This is a genomic window from Thioalkalivibrio sp. ALMg3 (assembly GCF_000381225.1).
Taxonomy (GTDB): domain Bacteria; phylum Pseudomonadota; class Gammaproteobacteria; order Ectothiorhodospirales; family Ectothiorhodospiraceae; genus Thioalkalivibrio; species Thioalkalivibrio versutus.
Map to the genome: position 1 here is coordinate 64,599 of NZ_KB906222.1, position 17,383 is coordinate 81,981.

At 67.0% G+C, this 17,383-nt stretch carries 17 protein-coding genes; 7 read left to right on the forward strand and 10 right to left on the reverse strand.

Annotation, left to right across the window (positions count from 1 at the left end; all coding sequences use genetic code 11):
• Positions 1–102: 102 nt before the first annotated feature.
• From ispE to F622_RS0105835, 3 genes are read right to left on the reverse strand one after another with little or no spacing between them, the layout of a single operon-like run.
• Positions 103–957 (reverse strand): 4-(cytidine 5'-diphospho)-2-C-methyl-D-erythritol kinase, encoded by an 855-nt coding sequence (gene ispE, locus F622_RS0105825; protein ID WP_051074770.1) that lies wholly within the window; start codon positions 955–957, stop codon positions 103–105.
• A gap of 26 nt (positions 958–983) precedes the next feature.
• Positions 984–1,649 (reverse strand): lipoprotein insertase outer membrane protein LolB, encoded by a 666-nt coding sequence (gene lolB, locus F622_RS0105830; protein ID WP_019567628.1) that lies wholly within the window; start codon positions 1,647–1,649, stop codon positions 984–986.
• Positions 1,646–3,391 (reverse strand): tetratricopeptide repeat protein, encoded by a 1,746-nt coding sequence (locus F622_RS0105835; RefSeq protein ID WP_019571496.1) that lies wholly within the window; start codon positions 3,389–3,391, stop codon positions 1,646–1,648. Before F622_RS0105835 ends, lolB begins: the two co-directional genes overlap by 4 nt.
• Before the next feature lie 170 nt (positions 3,392–3,561).
• On the opposite strand from F622_RS0105835, the gene hemA reads away from it, so the two are divergent.
• From hemA to prmC, 3 genes are read left to right on the forward strand one after another with little or no spacing between them, the layout of a single operon-like run.
• Complete coding sequence (gene hemA, locus F622_RS0105840; RefSeq protein WP_019571497.1) at positions 3,562–4,860, forward strand: glutamyl-tRNA reductase; 1,299 nt, start codon at positions 3,562–3,564, stop codon at positions 4,858–4,860.
• Positions 4,857–5,942, forward strand: coding sequence for a peptide chain release factor 1 (prfA, locus tag F622_RS0105845; RefSeq protein ID WP_019571498.1), 1,086 nt, complete (start codon positions 4,857–4,859; stop codon positions 5,940–5,942). Before hemA ends, prfA begins: the two co-directional genes overlap by 4 nt.
• Entirely contained in the window at positions 5,942–6,814 is an 873-nt protein-coding gene (prmC, locus tag F622_RS0105850; RefSeq protein WP_019571499.1) for a peptide chain release factor N(5)-glutamine methyltransferase, read from the forward strand. The genes prfA and prmC overlap by 1 nt, the downstream gene beginning before the upstream one ends.
• Before the next feature lie 299 nt (positions 6,815–7,113).
• Here prmC and F622_RS0105855 read toward each other — a convergent pair whose 3' ends face one another.
• Entirely contained in the window at positions 7,114–8,328 is a 1,215-nt protein-coding gene (locus tag F622_RS0105855; RefSeq protein WP_231365739.1) for a hypothetical protein, read from the reverse strand.
• Between the two features lie 247 nt (positions 8,329–8,575).
• Entirely contained in the window at positions 8,576–8,926 is a 351-nt protein-coding gene (locus F622_RS0105860) for a hypothetical protein (protein WP_018649649.1), read from the reverse strand.
• 168 nt (positions 8,927–9,094) lie between these two features.
• Between F622_RS0105860 and F622_RS0105865 the strand changes: the two genes are divergently transcribed.
• Positions 9,095–9,850 (forward strand): molybdopterin-synthase adenylyltransferase MoeB, encoded by a 756-nt coding sequence (locus F622_RS0105865; protein ID WP_018169030.1) that lies wholly within the window; start codon positions 9,095–9,097, stop codon positions 9,848–9,850.
• A 20-nt stretch (positions 9,851–9,870) separates the two neighbouring features.
• On the opposite strand, the gene F622_RS0105870 is transcribed toward F622_RS0105865, so the two are convergent.
• The 5 genes from F622_RS0105870 to gatC all read right to left on the reverse strand — a co-directional run bounded on the left by F622_RS0105870 (position 9,871) and on the right by gatC (position 14,630).
• Complete coding sequence (locus F622_RS0105870) at positions 9,871–10,287, reverse strand: hypothetical protein (protein WP_018145252.1); 417 nt, start codon at positions 10,285–10,287, stop codon at positions 9,871–9,873.
• 166 nt (positions 10,288–10,453) lie between these two features.
• Positions 10,454–11,350 (reverse strand): Hsp33 family molecular chaperone HslO, encoded by an 897-nt coding sequence (gene hslO, locus F622_RS0105875; protein WP_018145251.1) that lies wholly within the window; start codon positions 11,348–11,350, stop codon positions 10,454–10,456.
• Positions 11,351–11,380: 30 nt separating this feature from the next.
• Entirely contained in the window at positions 11,381–12,814 is a 1,434-nt protein-coding gene (gatB, locus tag F622_RS0105880) for an Asp-tRNA(Asn)/Glu-tRNA(Gln) amidotransferase subunit GatB (RefSeq protein WP_018169029.1), read from the reverse strand.
• An 11-nt stretch (positions 12,815–12,825) separates the two neighbouring features.
• A complete protein-coding gene (gene gatA / locus F622_RS0105885) occupies positions 12,826–14,280 on the reverse strand; it encodes an Asp-tRNA(Asn)/Glu-tRNA(Gln) amidotransferase subunit GatA (protein WP_018169028.1) in 1,455 nt (484 codons plus the stop codon).
• A 62-nt stretch (positions 14,281–14,342) separates the two neighbouring features.
• Positions 14,343–14,630, reverse strand: a complete 288-nt coding sequence (gene gatC, locus F622_RS0105890; RefSeq protein WP_018169027.1) for an Asp-tRNA(Asn)/Glu-tRNA(Gln) amidotransferase subunit GatC — start codon at positions 14,628–14,630, stop codon at positions 14,343–14,345.
• A 141-nt stretch (positions 14,631–14,771) separates the two neighbouring features.
• Between gatC and F622_RS0105895 the strand changes: the two genes are divergently transcribed.
• The 3 genes from F622_RS0105895 (at position 14,772) to mreD (ending at position 17,365) form a co-directional block, all read left to right on the forward strand.
• The gene (locus tag F622_RS0105895; protein ID WP_018142132.1) at positions 14,772–15,818 is read left to right on the forward strand and encodes a rod shape-determining protein; all 1,047 of its coding nucleotides are present in this window, start codon (positions 14,772–14,774) and stop codon (positions 15,816–15,818) included.
• Positions 15,819–15,929: 111 nt separating this feature from the next.
• Positions 15,930–16,877, forward strand: a complete 948-nt coding sequence (gene mreC / locus F622_RS0105900; RefSeq protein WP_018169026.1) for a rod shape-determining protein MreC — start codon at positions 15,930–15,932, stop codon at positions 16,875–16,877.
• Entirely contained in the window at positions 16,874–17,365 is a 492-nt protein-coding gene (gene mreD / locus F622_RS0105905) for a rod shape-determining protein MreD (protein WP_018169025.1), read from the forward strand. Before mreC ends, mreD begins: the two co-directional genes overlap by 4 nt.
• Positions 17,366–17,383 lie beyond the last annotated feature (18 nt).

Consider the following 17,383-nt stretch of genomic DNA (forward strand, 5'->3'; position numbering starts at 1 on the left):
ATTGTACTGCCTCGCCGGCACCGTGCCCGGCCTATCCCGCGGATCGGCGTTGCCGATCCGGGCCGGCAGGATGATGGCGCTACGCGCCACCCTTGCGTGGACTTATTCTTTTTCGCTGTTACCGCCGCACGGCGGTAACCAGGCCTGCAAGGGTGACGTGTTCTGCAACGTCGTCACCCAGCTTTTCCACGGGGCGGGCTGCGCGGACTGCGCAGCCCGGGCCGCCCCCTCATCGGGAAACATCCCGAACACACAGCCACCACTCCCGCTCAAATGCGCCCGGGGGCTTTGATCCGCCAGCCAGGCCAGCGCGTGATCGACCTCCGGATAGCGCGCCCGAACGACCGGTTCGAACACGTTCACGAACCGCTCGGCATCGATCGCGGACGAAATTGTCTCGGTGGCGCAGTCGCGTGTCAATTCCGCACACCCGAACATGGCCCCCGTGGCAACCGAAACGCCCGGATCAATCAGCAGAATCCAGCCGGTATCCGGGGCCACCGGCGCAAGCCGCTCACCCACCCCCTCGGCCCAGGCGGCATGTCCGGCGACGAACACCGGCACATCGGCGCCCAGCTCCAGCCCGATCGCCGCCAGTTGCTCGACTGGACACCCCAGATCGAACAGGTAGTTCAGGGCCACCAGCGTGGTGGCGGCATCGGAGCTGCCGCCACCCAGGCCGCCCCCCACCGGGATCCGCTTTTCGAGGTGGATGCGCACGCCGAAGGACTTGTCCGCCACCTCGGCCAGGCGCCGGGCCGCCCGCAGGCAGAGGTTGTCCTGCCCATCGATGGCCTCGCAGGCCATCTCGAAGCGCCCCTCGGGCAGGGGATCGAAGCGCAGGCGGTCTTCCAGCCCGAGGAACTGGAACACCGTCTGCAGCTCATGATAACCATCCGGCCGGCGGCCAGTGATGTGCAGGAAACGGTTGATCTTGGCCGGGGCCGGAAACGGCATCCCGAACCCCCCGCCCGTCGCCGCACTCACCACGTCTCGTCCGGCCCTAGCTGCCACCGGCCGATGCGCGCGCGCAACTCGACCTCGTCGCGTTCGAGGACCATGGCAACCGGCATCGAAACGCCGTCAACCTCCTCGAACTCGGTGTATTCGATGGCCCAGCCGGACTGCAGGATCTCCAAGGGGCGGCCGTCCGCATCAATATCCAGCTGGTAGGAGGCTTCCGGGTGCAGCAGGCCACGCACCCAGTAGATCATCCCGCTGACCGGGATGGATTCGCCCAGCACCCGGGCCACCAGGGTATCCGGGTCCTGCGCCTGGAAGCGCTCGCCGGACCGCGTGACCAGCAGCGCGCGCCCGTTATCCGAGAGCGTCAGACGCCCGCCGCCGCGCCCCATCGGGCCGGACAGGTCCAGCACATGCCGGCCTTCCTGCACCCGCCAGTTGAGCTGGGCCGACCAGTATTCCTCCCCGGAGGCCAGCCCCAGACGTGCCACCAGCCGCCAGCTGTCCAGTGCCGCCAGCTGCTCGGTGCGCTCCTCGAAGGCCGCCTCGGCCGCTGGCGAGGTGTCCGCCTCGGGCAGAGGGGCAGCACAGCCCGCGAGCAACAGCCCCCAGCCACCCACCAGCCCGGCCAGCCACCCCGCGCCCCGGATCCGCCGCGACTGTCGCGTCGTCCCGTGCCCGTTCATTCGATCAGATCGTTGCGCACGCGCTGCAGGCGCTCATGCCCGGGCTCGCGGTCCAGCGCGGCCTCGAGGACCTCCCGGGCTTCTTCACGCTCGCCACGCTCCCACAACACCACCGCCAGGTTGCTGGCGATCTCGCCGTCGTCCGACAGCGAATAGGCACGCCGCAGCTGGGTCTCGGCCTCTTCGAGACGGCCCAGGCGGTACAGGACCCAGCCATAGCTGTCGATGATCGCGGCGTCATCCGGCTCCCGCTCGTAGGCGCGCAGGATCAATTCGTAGGCCTCGTCATAGCGATCGGTTCGATCCGCCAGGGTGTACCCCAGGGCATTCAGCGCGGCGACATTCTCCGGATCGGACTCGAGGATCGTGCGGAAATCGGCCTCGGCCGCCGCGATGTCGTCCTCGCGCTCGTGCACCAGTCCGCGCAGGTACAACAACTGCGTATTCCCTGGAAACTGCACCAGGCCGCGGTTCAACCGGCTGCGGGCGTCGGCATACTCGCCCAGCTCGCGCAGGGCGTTCGCCTCGGCCAAATAGGCGCGCCGGGCCAGATCCTCATCCACGCCTTGCTGCATGGGGTCGAAAAGGTCACGAGCGGCCTCGGCCCCGTCGTGTTTGAGTGTCAGGCGCGCGCTGCGCAGGCGGGCATCCTTGGCATGGTCACCGGCCTCCACGCGGGCGTAGGCGCCCAGGGCGGCCTCCGGCTCGTCGGCCATCTCGTGCAAGCGCCCCAGGTAGTACGCGACGTCGTTCTCGCGCTCGCCCAGGGCATCCAGGCGTTCGAGGTAATCCCGCGCGGGCCCCAGCTGCTCCGCCTCGAGATTCATCAACGCCAGCGCCAGCAGGAGCTGCGTATCCTCCGGCGCCATCTCCACCAGACGGTCCATCTCTTCGCGGGCGAAGACGTCATCCTCCATCTCGGTCAGGACCCGCGCGTATCCCAGACGGGCCTCGCGATTGTCCGGGTGCGCCTCCACGGTCGCGCGCAGGGTCTCGACCGCCGCATCGTCATGCCCGGCCTCGCTCTGAGCCCGTGCATGCAGCAAACGCAGCTGGACCGATTCCGGGAAGCGCTCGGCGGCCCGCTCGGTCACCGCAAGCACCTCCTCACCTGGCTCGCCAAAGCGCAGCGCGGCCTCGGCCTGCACGCGATGCACGCCCACGTCGTCGCGGCGGCGCTCGGCCAGCAGGTGCATGGTCTCCATAGCCGCCTGCTGGTCCTGAGCCTGACCAATCACACCACCCAGGGTCGCGTAGGGGTCGCCGCCCTGCACCACGACGCGATTCATCAGCGAATCCAGCTGTTCGGCCGCCTGCTCGGCATCACCGGCGTTGATCCGCAGGACCGTCGAGACCTGGCTGGCATCGGTGCTCTCGGGGGCCAGACGCAGCCAACGGTCGGCCGAACGCTGTGCGTGTTCCGGCTCGCGCGCGAACAAGGCGATCCGGGTGGCACGCTCGGCGATGGCCGGATCGTCGCTCAGCAACGCCGCGGCTCCGTAATAGCGCGCCGCCTCGGCATGCTCGCCGGAGCGCACCGCGATCTCGGCGGCCAGGACGCTGAACATCAGCACAGCCTCCGGATCCTGGGTCTGCATCAAGGGCAGCACCTCGGGGCGATCCGACTCCGGCGGTTCGGAGGCGTCCAGCGGGGTATGCGCACAACCCACCAGGGAGAACACGGCGGTGAGCGCGAGCAGGCTTCGAATCATGTTGTGTCCAATCGGGATCATTGCGGCCATATCGGATGGGACGGGGCAGCGGCCCCCAGGGTTCCACAGCGCAGGTTCCACACAACGGGTATACGGAGACGTCCGGCCGGCGCGCGCCACCTCCTGCTAACCGTACAGCACAGTACACTATCGGGAAATTCGGCCACGCGCCCGCGTTTTCCGGCACAATACGCGCCAGCATGCTGTTCACTCTCGGGATCAATCACAAGACGGCTCCGGTCGCCATTCGCGAACGGCTCTCCGTCAACGAGCACGAACTCGGCGAGGCCCTGCACTCGCTGCGTTCCGGCGTGCTATTGCCGGAAACCGCGATCCTGTCCACCTGCAACCGCACCGAGGTGTACTTCCGCGAGGACGATCAGCAAAGCGAGCAGCGCGTCATCGACTGGATCGGCGGCTACCACGGCATCGACCGCGACGAACTGAAACCCTACCTCTACCTGCACCACGATGGCTCGGCCGTGCGTCACACTCTGCGCGTGGCCAGCGGGCTGGATTCCATGGTCCTCGGCGAACCGCAGATCCTGGGGCAGATGAAGACCGCCTACCAGCACGCCCACAACGCCGGTACGCTCGGGCGCTCGCTGGAGCGCCTGTTCCAGCACGCCTTCGCCACCGCCAAGGATGTGCGCACCCAGACCGCCATCGGCCAGAGCGCGGTCTCGGTCGCCTTCGCTGCGGTGTCACTGGCCCGCCAGATCTTCGGCGACCTGAAGCCGCTGACCGCCCTGGTGATCGGCGCCGGCGAGACCATCGAGCTGGCCCTGCAGCACCTCTCCGGGGGCGGCATCGGCAACGTGATCGTCGCCAACCGCACGGTGGAGCGCGCCCGCGCCGTGGCCGGACGCTTCGATGCCGAGGCCATCAGCCTCGACCAGCTCCCCGATCGCATGGCCGATGCCGACATCGTCATCTCCTCCACCGCCGCGCCCTTGCCGATCCTGGGCAAGGGCGCGGTGGAACGCGCGCTGCGCAAGCGGCGGCACAAACCGATGTTCATGGTCGACATCGCCGTGCCGCGCGACATCGAGCCCGAGGTCGGCCAGCTCGAGGACATCTACCTCTACACCGTGGACGACCTGCAGGAGGTCATCGACGAGAACATGGCCTCGCGCCAGGCCGCTGCCGAACAGGCCGAAGAGATCATCACCCAGCGCGCCGGCGAGTTCATGCGCTGGCTGCGTGCCCGCGACTCGGTGGACAGCATCCGCCAGCTGCGCCAGCGCGCCGACAGCGTGAAGGCCGAGGCGCTGGCCAAGGCCGAGGCCATGCTGCGCGCCGGCAAGTCGCCCGAGGAGGCCATGCAGCTGCTGGCGCACAACCTGACCAACAAGCTGATGCATGCCCCCTGCAAGTCGCTGAACACCGCCGCGCACGAGGGCGACGCCCGCCTGCTGGAGGCCGCGCACCGGCTGTTCCAGCTGCCCGCCCCGGAAGACGACCCCGGCGACGATTCCGACTCCGGCACCCGTTCGTGAAGGCCTCGTTCCGCACCAAGCTCGAGGGCCTGACTGAACGCCATGCCGAGATCGCGCAGCTGCTGGCCACCCCCGACGCCGCCGAGGACCCGGACCAGCTGCGCCGCCTGTCACAGGAATACAGCCAGCTGGAACCGGTGGCCGAGGCCTGGAAGGCCTGGCACGACAACCACGCGGCGCTGGAAGAGGCGCGCGCGATGCTCGAGGACGACGACGCCGATCTGCGCGCCATGGCCGAGGCCGAGATCGAATCCCTGACCGAACAGACCGAGGCGCTGGAGGCGGAGCTTTACCGCCACCTGATCCCGAGCGACCCGCACGACAACGCCAACGTGTTCCTGGAGATCCGCGCCGGGACCGGCGGTGACGAGGCCGCGATCTTCGCCGGCGACCTGCTACGCATGTACACCCGCTACGCCGAAAACCAGCGCTGGAAGCTGGAGATCCTCAGCGCCAGCGAGGGCGAGCATGGCGGCTACCGCGAGGTCATCGCCCGCCTGGCAGGGCAAGGCGCCTACTCGCGGCTCAAATTCGAATCCGGCGCCCATCGCGTGCAGCGCGTCCCCGAGACCGAATCCCAGGGCCGCATCCATACCTCCGCCGCAACGGTCGCCATCCTGCCGGAACTGGAGGAGGTCGAGATGCCGGAGATCAACCCGGCCGACCTGCGTGTGGACACCTTCCGCGCCTCCGGCGCCGGCGGACAGCACATCAACAAGACCGACTCCGCCGTGCGCCTGACCCACCTCCCTACCGGCATCGTGGTCGAGTGCCAGGAAGAACGCTCGCAACACAAGAACCGGGCCAAGGCGCTCACCTACCTGGCGGCGCGCATCTTCGAGACCGAGCGCGAGGCCCAGGCGGCCGCGCAGAGCGCCGAACGCAAGGGTCTGGTCGGCAGCGGCGACCGCTCCGAGCGCATCCGCACCTACAACTTCCCGCAGGGCCGGGTGACCGACCATCGCATTAACCTGACCCTGTACAAGCTGGAACAGGTGATGGCCGGTGACCTCGACCCGGTCATCGACCCGCTGATCCACGAATACCAGGCCGAGCAGCTCGCCACCCTCGCGGACGCGTAATGGAGGCCCCACTCACGCTGGATACCCTGTTGCAGGGCCTGCGCACCCGCCTTCAGGACGCCGGGATTGAAACCCCCGGCCTGGAAGCCCGCATGCTGCTGGGCGCCGCTACCGGTCGGGACACCGCGCAGCTGATCGCACACGGCACCGACCCGGCCACCCCCGAACAGGCCAGCCGCGTGGACGTGCTATGCCGGCGCCGCTGCGCCGGCGAACCGATGGCCCATATCCTCGGCCGGCGCAGCTTCTGGACGCTGGAGCTGGGGGTCTCCCCCGCCTGCCTGATCCCACGCCCCGAGACCGAACTGCTGGTCGAACATGCCCTCACGGCCATTAACGCCTGCAGCCGCGCGCACCCCCGAGTACTGGATCTTGGCACCGGCACTGGCGCGATCATCCTGGCGCTCAAGGCGGAACGCGCGGCCATCGAGGCCGTCGCCTCTGACCACAGCCTGGATGCCCTGCGCCAGGCTCGTGCCAACGCGGACGCCCTCGGGCTGGATGTAGCCTTCCTGCAGGGATCCTGGCTCGCCCCGCTCAAGCCACGGGACACGTTCGACGTGATCGTCAGCAACCCGCCCTACATCGCCCTGGACGACCCGCACCTGACCCGCGGCGACCTGCGCTTCGAGCCGCACTCCGCACTGGTCGCGGCCGATGTCGGCCTGGCGGATCTACGCACCATCATCCAGACCGCCGGCGAGCACCTGGCGCCCTCTGGCCACCTGCTTCTGGAACACGGCTTCGACCAAGCCTGCGCCGTACGCGCAATGCTGGAAGATGCGGGTTACACCGCCATCCGATCACACATCGACACCGCCGGACACGAGCGCATCACGGAGGGTCTCCTGGCACCCGAAGGACCGGCCTGAACGGCCGAGATCGGCAGCCCCAACACCCCTGTCGTGGACCCTAGGCTGAGGGGCCTGCAAGCCCGCCGGTGATAGCTTCGATGTGCACCGCGGACAGCAGCATGGAAGCTCCCTTTACGCGGGGTGAAGCGCACACAAACAAAAAGGCCCCGGCACAAAGCACCGGGGCCAATCGCGTTCAAATGAAAGGTCGCAAACCATCAAACCACTGACCACCAGCCCTCAGTGGCGGGGCCACTGGCACCCACCCGACTAAACGGTCGGGTCATCTACGGCAATCGCTGCGACCGCTGACGTCATCAGCCATCGTTCTTGTCGAAAGCCTCGAACGCGTCCGGGAGTTCATGGCTTCTGAAGGCCCAGCCTCCTGTCACCTTGACCCGTCCCGACGGATGCTGCTCGGCGTCCATGGACGCTATGCCCAGACCACGGCTGAAGGCTACCGCCTTCTCGCCAGTATCAAGGCGCGTTACTGCAATCCGTCGCAGCCCGGCTTCATGACTCACCGCAATCGGGCCCTGCTCGGTCCCAAACCAGTGCAGGCGCCAGAAATAGTGGCCTTCGTTACGACGCCCGGTTCGGGGGTCGTACAAGGATTCAAACGAGTGCATGTTCGCACATTCATTCACGATCGAATTGCGCTGTCGGCATTCAGAATGCACGCTCACCTGGCCACCTTCGGACGAGATGTTGATCGGAACGACCGATTGATCACGGTAGTTGATCAGCGCGTAATCTTCGGCCGAACTCCCTCCTAGCGCATCCCCGAGAGCACGCATCGTGCGCATCATCGACTCGCCACTGCTCCGAGCCCGATTGCGCTCGATCAAAATGTACCCGGTGGAGGCAATATCACCGTTCTGGTGAGCCGCTAGGTGGAAACCATCCGGTACTCCAAGCGTGCTAACACCCTCGCCCGGGGCATAGATAAAGGCGTTCTCGTCTCGCGCGACCGCAAAGCCGCGGGATGTCGGCATCAAGTGCGAACCCCTCAGCGTCTCTCCGGTCACCGTCCGGATGCTCCAGTTCGATCGCCCACGCTCCGCATGCGCAATCGTCACAGGCGCAAGACCATTGGAGGGATTCGCAGTTCTCACCTGGTATTCGCGATCCGCAACCGCCATCAGGTAGGTGACCGCCCCGGTCGTCGTATCGAATCCGTAAGAGGAAATCTCCCCCTGCGGTTCCACATATGCGACACCATCGATCAGGAAACCGTCACGCCGGCGTTCGAACCGAGCACCTTGGTTGTCAGGCGCCCACATAGGCTCCAATCGTTCAGCAACCTCCTCGGGGCCCATCTGCCCGAATCCCGCTACCGCCGCGCCCGATGGCTCCTGCGGATGCCGCTGCTGTGCCGCCCCCATCGCCTCGAGAAGCGCCATGGCACGTTCGTAATCGTCATTCGCGGACGACTCTGCCGGTTCCGCCGGCTGCACCGGACGGGGCTCGGGCGCAGCCAGACAACCTGCAAGCAATACCGAAGCCGCAAGGACACCTAGTCCTTTCTTCATTTGTTGTTCTCCCTGATTAATAAACTCTTCTATACGCACAAAAATACGGCCCCAAGCCGCTCGGAACAAATTGGTACGGAGGTATCGATACCGCCATGGGGAGCCACCCCAAAAAACCCCGCTCTATTGGCGGGGTCTTATATAGTAATGTTTACATAAAATTTGTCGATTTAAAAGGAAGGGCCCCCAACGCAAAAAAAGCCCCGGTGCGTGAGCGCCGGGGCCAACCGTGCGCTGTGGGTACCACCTACAATGGCAGACGCAGGTGCAAGTTGACCGAACCGGCGGGGGAAGACCGGTGGCGGTAGCGGCTCGAACGATGGTCGTAGTAGTGATAGTGATGATGCTCGTGACCACGTGAATGCTTTTGATGGCCACGCCCACGACTCTTCGCACGCTTCGCCTGCTTGTGCCCCCGCGCGCCGGGATGGCCACGGTAGTCCTTGTGCCCGCTCGAATGGCCGTGACGCACGTGCTGCAGGGCACCCGCATCGAAGGTCGAGGCACCCGCCGCCGCGACCGGATGGGCCGCATGCGTCGGGGCGGACAGGGCGAATGCCAGCAGCGCGGCCGGCGCCAGAATGGCGAGTCGTTTCATGATGGATCCCTCCTTCCATCCAGGCCGCCTTGAGAGAGCATCGACGGCCCGGGGTTGTGGCAGGATTGCCAGGATCAAGCGTATGCAGCGTTCCTGAATGGTTCCTAACTGAGCCCGTCCACGAGCGTGACGCCGGTTACAATTTCGGCCTTACCCGGAGATTGCCCCATGGATGACGACCAACTCCTGCGCTACAGCCGCCAGATCATGCTCCCCGGCGTGGGCATCGAAGGGCAGGAATCCCTGCAGCAGGCGCATGCAGTGATCATGGGGCTCGGCGGGCTGGGCTCACCGGTGGCGGCCTACCTGGCCGCAGCCGGGGTGGGCCGGCTGACGCTCGTCGACCCGGATCATGTGGAGGTGACCAACCTGCAGCGCCAGATCCTGCATACCGATGCGGACATCGGCCGCGACAAGGTGGCCTCGGCCGCCGATCGCGTGGCGGCCATGAACCCCCGCTGTCAGGTAGAGACGCGCGCCGAGCGCCTGGATGACGCGGCGATGACCCGGCTGTTCGCCAGCGCCAACGTCGTACTGGACGGGACGGACAACTTCGCCGCGCGCGGGGCCATCAGCCGCGCCGCACTGGCGGCCGGCACACCGCTGGTCTCCGGCGCGGTAATCCGCTTCGAGGGACAACTGACCACCTTCGACTACCGCGATCCGGAGGCGGCCTGCTACCACTGCCTGTACGGCGAGGGGGGCGGCGACGAGGACACCTGCGCCGCCAACGGCGTGCTGGCCAGCCTGCCCGGTGTGGTCGGCAGCCTGCAGGCGACCGAGGCCCTGAAGCTGCTCATGGGTCTGCCGATCCTGAGCGGCCGGCTGCTGATCCTCGACGGGCTCGCCATGCAGTTCCGCGAGATCCGGCTGCGCCGCGACCCCGCCTGCCCGGCGTGCAGCCACGGCCACGCCCCGGCCTGAAGCGAACGGATACGCGCGAATCAGGCGCAGGAGCGGGGATGAAAGGGCAGGACCTTGCCGGGTGATGACGGTGGAGCGACCTCGGAAATCGCCGCGTTCAGCTCCGCCTCCATCGCAGACAGCGTGCGGTTCATCACCATGCTGGCCATCGCATGGAACAGCAACAGCTCGCAGGCCACCGGGCGATGCAGGCTGCGCCGACCACGGGAATGGAAGGCCGTCCAGGCAACCACCGGCATATCGTTCAGCACCCGGTCCACGACGATCCAGGCATCACGCTGGAGGATCAGGTCCAGTTGTTTGAGCCCCGACGGGGACAGGCGGATCTCCGGTCCCAGCCGAGCCAGGGCGCGACGCACCTGGTTGAAATAGCGCGCCTCCACCAGCCAGCCGGGGCGGACATCCAGGGTCGGGATTTCGGTGTGCCGGGAATACATCGCGCCCTCGTCTGCAGACTGCTGCAAGGTCAGTCTGTTCTATAGCAAGGCCGGGGGATGATGGGGACCACGGGTCCCTGCGGCAGAGTTGCCGAAGGTCACGACAGGCTAACGAGGGGAGTCCGGGAAAGGCTTCGGGATCGGGGGGCACCCCGGAAAGCCCTGTCTACTGGCGGGTGTCCGGGATCGGCGGCTGGGCAACCTCGGGCGCACAAAGGGCCTCGGCGTCGACCGGATCGAAGTGGTAATGCGCGTTGCAGAACTCGCAGGTCACCTCCACCGCGCCCTGCTCCTCGATGATGCTGCGAATCTCGTCACGCCCCAGACTGCGCAGGGTTTCGGCGATGCGCTCGCGCGAGCAGGGGCAGTGGAAAGTCACCGGCGTGCCGTCGAACAGGCGCACCCGCTCTTCGGCGAACAGCCGGCCCAGCAGGGCACCAGCGTCCAGCTTCAGCAACTCGTCGGCGGTGGTGGTCTCGGCCAGGATCGTGGCGCGGTTCCACTCCTCCGAATCGCGCGTCACCGCATTGCCACCCTCGGCCGGCAGCGCCTGCAACAGCAGACCGGCGGCGGACTGCGCCCCGCTCGCCAGCCACAACCGGGTCGGCAGCTGTTCCGAGCGCTCGAAGTAGACGTTCATCGCCTCCGCCAGCGAGTCGCCCTCCAGCTCCACGACGCCCTGATAGCGCTCGCTGCCGTCGCCCGGGTCCAGCGTCAGCATCAGCCGTGCGTCCTCGCCGGCGCATTCGGCCAGTGTCGCGCCCTCCGGCGGGGTCTCGCGAAAGCGCGCCAGGCCACGCAGCCGCCCCTGGCCATCGGCCTGGGCGACGATCATGTGCACCGGCCCGGGGCCGGTGATCTGCAGGATCAGCGAGCCGTCGAACTTGAGCGTGGCGGCGGTCAGGGCAACGGCTGCATAGGCCTGGCCCAGCAAGTCGCGCACCACGGGCGGGTACTCGTGCAACTCCAGCAGGGCCTGCCAGGAGGCGTCCAGGTGCACCCACTCGCCGCGTACCCCGGCCTCCTCCAGCATGAAGCGGTGGAGGGTGTCGGTCTCACGCATGGTGGCAGGACTCCGAAATACGCAACTGCATCAACCGTCCAGCTTGGCCTTGAGGCGCTCGTTGACCTGGGCCGGATTGGCCTTGCCCTGGGTCGCCTTCATCACCTGGCCGACAAAGAAACCGAACAGCTTGTCCTTGCCGCCGCGATACTGCTCGAGCTGCTGCGGGTTGTTGGCCATGACCTCGTCGATGATGGTGTCGATCGCGCTGGTATCGGTGATCTGCTTGAGCCCCTTGGCCTCGATCACGGCGTCGGCGTCGCCTTCGCCGTTCCACATCGCCTCGAAGACTTCCTTGGCGATCTTGCCGGAGATGGTCTCGTCCTGGATGCGCGCGAGCAGGCCGGCCAGACCCTCGGCATTGACCGGGGCATCCGCCAGCTCGACCTCGGAGCGGTTCATCGCGGCGGAGAACTCGCCCATCACCCAGTTGGCGGCCAGCTTGGGCGCGCCGCAACCGGCAGCCACGACCTCGTAGAAATCGCCCATGTCGCGCGCAGCGGTCAGTACGCCGGCGTCGTAGTCGGACAGGCCGTACTGTTCGACGAAGCGCGCCCGCTTGGCGTCCGGCAGCTCGGGCAGTTTCTCGCGCACGGAGTCGATGAACGCGGTGTCCACGACCAGCGGCAGCAGGTCCGGATCAGGGAAGTAGCGGTAGTCGTTTGCCTCTTCCTTGCTGCGCATGGAGCGCGTCTCGTCACGGTCCGGGTCGTACAGGCGGGTCTCCTGCACCACCGAACCGCCGCCTTCGATCAGGTCGATCTGACGCTCGACCTCGAAGTTGATGGCGCGCTCGACGAAGCGGAAGGAGTTCAGATTCTTCAGCTCCGCGCGGGTGCCGAACTCGGTCTGGCCCTTGGGCCGCACCGAGACGTTGGCGTCACAGCGGAAGCTGCCTTCCTGCATGTTGCCGTCGCAGATATCCAGATAACGCACCAGCGAATGCATCTTCTTCATGTAGGCGACGGCCTCCTTCGCGGAGCGCAGCTCCGGTTCGGAGACGATCTCGATCAGCGGGGTGCCGGCGCGGTTAAGGTCGATACCGGTCATCGCCTCGAAGCCCTCGTGCAGGCTCTTGCCGGCGTCCTCCTCGAGGTGCGCGCGGGTCACGCCAACGCGCTTGATGGTGCCGTCTTCCAGTTCGATATCCAGATGCCCCAGGCCCACGATCGGCAGTTCGAACTGCGAAATCTGGTAACCCTTGGGGAGGTCCGGATAGAAGTAGTTCTTGCGCGCGAACACCGAGCGCGGGGTGATCTCGGCATTGATCGCCAGCCCCAGCATCACGGCCCGCTCCACCGCGCCCTGGTTCAGCACCGGCAGTACGCCGGGCATGCCCAGATCCACCGGGCAGGCCTGGCGGTTGGGCTCGGCGCCGTAGGCGGTGGGCGCCCCGGAGAAGATCTTGGAGACGGTATTGAGCTGGGCGTGAATCTCCAGCCCGATGACGGTTTCCCATTCCATGTGCAGGGCCCTCAGGCGAAGGCCGCCGGCACGCGGGCGTGCCAGTCGGTCTCTTGCTGATACTGGTGAGCAACGCCCAGCAGGCGCGCCTCGTCAAAGTAGTTGCCGATCAATTGCAGCCCGACCGGCAGGCCGTCGATCTCGCCGGCCGGCAGCGACATCGCCGGCAGCCCCGCGAGGTTCGCGGCGATGGTGTAGATGTCCGACAGGTACATGCTGACCGGGTCGGCCTTGGCACCCAGCGCGAACGGCAGCTCCGGGGTGGTCGGCGCGAGCAGCACGTCGACGTCCTCGAAGGCGCGACGGAAGTCGTCGGCGATGATGCGCCGGACCTTCTGCGCCTTCAGGTAGTAGGCGTCGTAGTACCCGGCGGACAGCACGTAGGTGCCGACCATGATGCGGCGCTTCACCTCGTCGCCAAAGCCCTCCCCGCGCGAGCGGGTGTAGAGGTCCATCAGGTCCTCGGGATTCTCGCAGCGGTAGCCGTAGCGAACGCCGTCGAAGCGCGCGAGGTTGGAGGAGCACTCGGCCGGGGCGACCACGTAATAGGCCGGCACCGACAGGTGGCTGTTCGGCAGGCTGACCTCGCGTACCTCGGCGCCGCGGCCCTTGAGCACCTCGATGGCGGCGTCGATCACGCCGCGCACGCGCTCGTCCAGACCGGCCTCGCCGAAGAATTCCGTCGGCAGGCCGATGCGCAGGCCCTTCAGGTCCTGCTCCAGTCCGGCGGTGAAATCCTCTTCCGGGCGCTCGACGCTGGTGGAGTCGCGTTCGTCGAAGCCGGCCATGGCATTCAGCATCCGCCCGCAGTCCTCGGCAGTCGCGGCCATCGGGCCACCCTGGTCGAGACTGGAGGCGAAGGCGATCATGCCGTAGCGCGAGACGCGGCCGTAGGTCGGCTTGAGCCCGGTGATGCCGCAGAATGCGGCCGGCTGGCGGATCGAACCACCGGTGTCGGTACCCGTGGCGCCCGGCACCAGGCGCGCCCCCACCGCGGCGGCAGAGCCACCGGAGGAACCACCCGGGACGCGTTCGGTATCCCAGGGGTTGCGAACGGGACCATAGAAACTCGTCTCGTTGGACGAGCCCATCGCGAATTCGTCCATGTTGGTCTTGCCCAGCATCACCGCACCGGCGGCATTCATGCGCTCGACGACGGTGGCGTTGTAGGGCGAGACGAACGGATCCAGCATGCGCGAGCCGCAGGAGGTGCGCACGCCCTCGGTGCAGAAGATGTCCTTCTGCGCGACCGGCACGCCCAACAGCGGGGTCTTTTCACCCTTCGCCAGGCGCGCATCGGCGGCATCGGCCTGCGCCAGCGCCTGCTCGGCGGTCACGGTGATGAAGCTGTTCAACTGCGGATCGAGACGCTCGATCCGGTCCAGATACAGCTGGGTCAATTCGCGCGAGCTGATCTCGCGGGCCTGGAGCTTGCGCACCCAGCCGGACAGGGTTTCCTGGGCCATGGTTTCGGGGACTCTTGCTGGCTAGAAGCGTGACGGGTTCAACAGAACGGCGACCGCGCGGATCATTCGATCACGCGCGGGACCAGGTACAGGCCACCCTCGACAGCCGGGGCGATGGCCTGGAAGACCTCGCGCCGATCCGGCTCGGTCACCGCATCCGGGCGCAGGCGCTGCTCGGCGTCCAGCGGGTGGGCCATCGGCTCGACACCCTCGATGGCCGCACCATCCAGTTGTTCGACAAAGTCAAAGATGTCGCTCAGCCCACCCGCGAAATCCCGGGCCTGGTCATCGTTCATGGCCAGACGGGAGAGATGGGCGATGCGCCGGACTTCGGAGGTATCGACGGACATGGCAGGGTGGGTCCTGTAGCGTTCGGATTCATTGGGCGAAACGGAGCGCAAACTTACCACAAAGCCGTTGTTGCCCAAACCCCGGGCGCTTGCTAGAGTCGACGGCTTTCCCGCCCGCCCACTCAAGCAGGTTTCTTCTTCATGTTCAAACGCCTTCTGGGGTTGTTCTCCAACGACATCTCCATCGATCTCGGCACCGCCAACACCCTCATCTATATGCGCGGCCAGGGCATTGTCCTGAACGAACCTTCCGTGGTCGCGATTCGTCAGGATCGCGGCCCGGGCGGCCCGCGCTCCATCGAGGCGGTGGGGATCGAGGCCAAGAAGATGCTCGGCCGCACGCCGGAGCACGTGGTGACGGTGCGTCCGATGAAGGATGGCGTCATCGCCGACTTCACCACTACCGAGAAGATGCTGCAGTACTTCATCAAGAAGGTGCACGAGCGGCGGATCTTCCGCCCCAGCCCGCGCGTATTGGTCTGCGTGCCCTGCGGCGCCACCCAGGTGGAACGCCGCGCGATCCGCGAATCCGCCTTCGGCGCCGGGGCACGCAAGGTCTACCTGTTGCAGGAACCCGTGGCCGCAGCCATCGGCGCCGGCATCCCGCTGGACGAGGCGGTCGGCTCCATGGTGCTGGATATCGGCGGCGGGACCTCCGAAGTCGCGGTGCTGTCGATGAACGGCATTGTCTATTCCGAATCCGTACGCATCGGCGGCGACACCTTCGACGAGGCGATCATGGCCTATGTACGCCGCAACTATGGCGTACTGATCGGCGAGGCCACCGCCGAACGCATCAAGCACACCGTCGGCTCGGCCTATCCGGGCAAGGAGCTGCTCGAGATCGAGGTCAAGGGCCGCAACCTGGCCGAGGGCGTGCCGCGCTCGTTCACCCTGAACTCGAACGAGATCCTGGAAGCCTTGCAGGATCCGCTGTACGGCATCGTCTCTGCCGTACGCACCGCCCTGGAGCAGACCCCGCCGGAACTCGGCGCGGACGTCGCCGAGCGCGGCATTGTGCTGACCGGCGGCTCCGCCCTGCTGCAGCAGCTGGACCGGTTGATCATGGAAGAGACCGGCATCCCGGTGGTCATCGCCGACGACCCGCTGACCTGCGTCGCCCGCGGCGGCGGCCGGGTGCTGGAGATGCTCGACGAGAAACGGGTCGACTTCCTCGCAATGGAATAGGGCCGGACCACCCCGCCCGCGTCGCCACGGCGCGGGTCTGGTTCGGGTTACACTCCGGGCCGCAACAGGTCGGCAAAGCCGCACGGGACGGGGTTCCGCAGCGGCTTTGCCTTGTCGACGCGATCCGGAACCGGAGGTCACGCCATCAGCAAGCCGCTGTTCAGACTGGGTGTCTCGCCCACTCTGCGCCTGCTCGCGGTGATCCTGCTGGGCCTGGCGCTGATGGCGCTGGATCACCGCGTCAACGAACTGCAGTTTGTCCGCGGCGCCCTGGCCACCGTCACCTACCCGCTGCAGGTCGCGGTGGACGCACCGGTCCGCGCGGTCAGCCGGGTGTTCGAGTCGTTCACCAGCCGCGAAGACCTGATCACCGAGAACCGCATCCTGCGCAGCGAGAATGCCGAGCTGCGCGCGCGTCAGCTGCGCTTCGAGGCCCTGCAGCTGGAGAACGACCGCCTGCGCGCCCTGCTGAATACCGCCGAGCAGGCCGAAGAGCGGGTCGAGATCGCCAAGCTGCTGGCCGTGGATCTCGACCCCTTTCGCCAGCAGATCGTGCTCAACAAGGGGCGCAATGACGATGTCTATGCCGGCCAGCCGGTCATCAATGCCGACGGCGTGATTGGCCAGGTCCTGTCGACCCGTCTGACCAGCTCGATCGCTCTGCTGATCTCCGACCCCAGCCACGCGCTGCCGGTACTGAGCGCGCGCACCGGGCTGCGCGGTCTGGTGGTCGGCACCGGCAACCCGCAACGCCTGGAGATGCGCCACGTCCCGCTGCAGGAGGATGTGGAGCCCGGCGACCTGCTGCTGACCTCCGGGCTGGGCGGCCGTTTCCCGGCCGACTACCCTGTGGCCCGGGTCACCTCGGTCGAGCGGCCGCAGGGCCAACCATTCCTGAGCATCGAGGCCGAACCGCTGGCGGCCCTGGACCGCTCCCGCGAGGTCCTGTTGCTGTGGACCGACGGCGCCGTTTCAGCGATCGCCCCGCTCAATCTGGACAACGACCTGGAGGCGGCTCCGAACGCGCTCGAATCAGAACCGGCCGAAGGGACACCGTGACCCGTGCCATCGGCATCCCCTGGCCGGTGGCGCTGACCCTGCTGGCAGCTCTGGCCCTCGCCATCGTGCCGGTCCCGGATATCCTGCGCCCGGCGCGCCCGGAGTGGCTGGCGCTCATCCTGATCTACTGGGCCATGGCCTTCCCGTCGCGCATCGGCATCCTGACCGCCTTCGTCGCCGGCCTGTTGCTGGACACCCTGCAGGGCCAGCTGCTGGGACAGAACGCCATCGCCCTGGCAGTGGTCATCTACATCGTGCTGCAGATCCACCCGCGCCTGCGGGTCTATCCGGTCTGGCAACAGATGATGGTGGTCGCCATCCTGATGGCCCTGTTCAAGCTTCTGGCCCTGTGGCCACAGGGCATCACCGGGTTTCCGCCGGGCAGCCTCTGGTACTGGGCGCCGGTCCTCACCAGCGCCCTGGTCTGGCCCCTGATCTTCTCCCTGCTGCGCGACCTGCGTCGGCGCTGGCTGCTGCACCTCACCTGAGGAAAACGCCGACCCCAT

What these genes read in the sequence shown, in the direction of transcription:
- F622_RS0105895 (WP_018142132.1), top strand. Translation starts at nt 14,772, where the DNA reads ATGTTCAAACGCCTTCTGGGGTTGTTCTCCAACGACATCTCCATCGAT.
- F622_RS0105865 (WP_018169030.1), top strand. Translation starts at nt 9,095, where the DNA reads ATGGATGACGACCAACTCCTGCGCTACAGCCGCCAGATCATGCTCCCC.
- gatC (WP_018169027.1), bottom strand. Translation starts at nt 14,630, where the DNA reads ATGTCCGTCGATACCTCCGAAGTCCGGCGCATCGCCCATCTCTCCCGT.
- F622_RS0105860 (WP_018649649.1), bottom strand. Translation starts at nt 8,926, where the DNA reads ATGAAACGACTCGCCATTCTGGCGCCGGCCGCGCTGCTGGCATTCGCC.
- gatB (WP_018169029.1), bottom strand. Translation starts at nt 12,814, where the DNA reads ATGGAATGGGAAACCGTCATCGGGCTGGAGATTCACGCCCAGCTCAAT.
- hemA (WP_019571497.1), top strand. Translation starts at nt 3,562, where the DNA reads ATGCTGTTCACTCTCGGGATCAATCACAAGACGGCTCCGGTCGCCATT.
- F622_RS0105835 (WP_019571496.1), bottom strand. Translation starts at nt 3,391, where the DNA reads ATGGCCGCAATGATCCCGATTGGACACAACATGATTCGAAGCCTGCTC.
- lolB (WP_019567628.1), bottom strand. Translation starts at nt 1,649, where the DNA reads ATGAACGGGCACGGGACGACGCGACAGTCGCGGCGGATCCGGGGCGCG.
- F622_RS0105870 (WP_018145252.1), bottom strand. Translation starts at nt 10,287, where the DNA reads ATGTATTCCCGGCACACCGAAATCCCGACCCTGGATGTCCGCCCCGGC.
- hslO (WP_018145251.1), bottom strand. Translation starts at nt 11,350, where the DNA reads ATGCGTGAGACCGACACCCTCCACCGCTTCATGCTGGAGGAGGCCGGG.
- gatA (WP_018169028.1), bottom strand. Translation starts at nt 14,280, where the DNA reads ATGGCCCAGGAAACCCTGTCCGGCTGGGTGCGCAAGCTCCAGGCCCGC.
- ispE (WP_051074770.1), bottom strand. Translation starts at nt 957, where the DNA reads ATGCCGTTTCCGGCCCCGGCCAAGATCAACCGTTTCCTGCACATCACT.
- F622_RS0105855 (WP_231365739.1), bottom strand. Translation starts at nt 8,328, where the DNA reads ATGAAGAAAGGACTAGGTGTCCTTGCGGCTTCGGTATTGCTTGCAGGT.
- prmC (WP_019571499.1), top strand. Translation starts at nt 5,942, where the DNA reads ATGGAGGCCCCACTCACGCTGGATACCCTGTTGCAGGGCCTGCGCACC.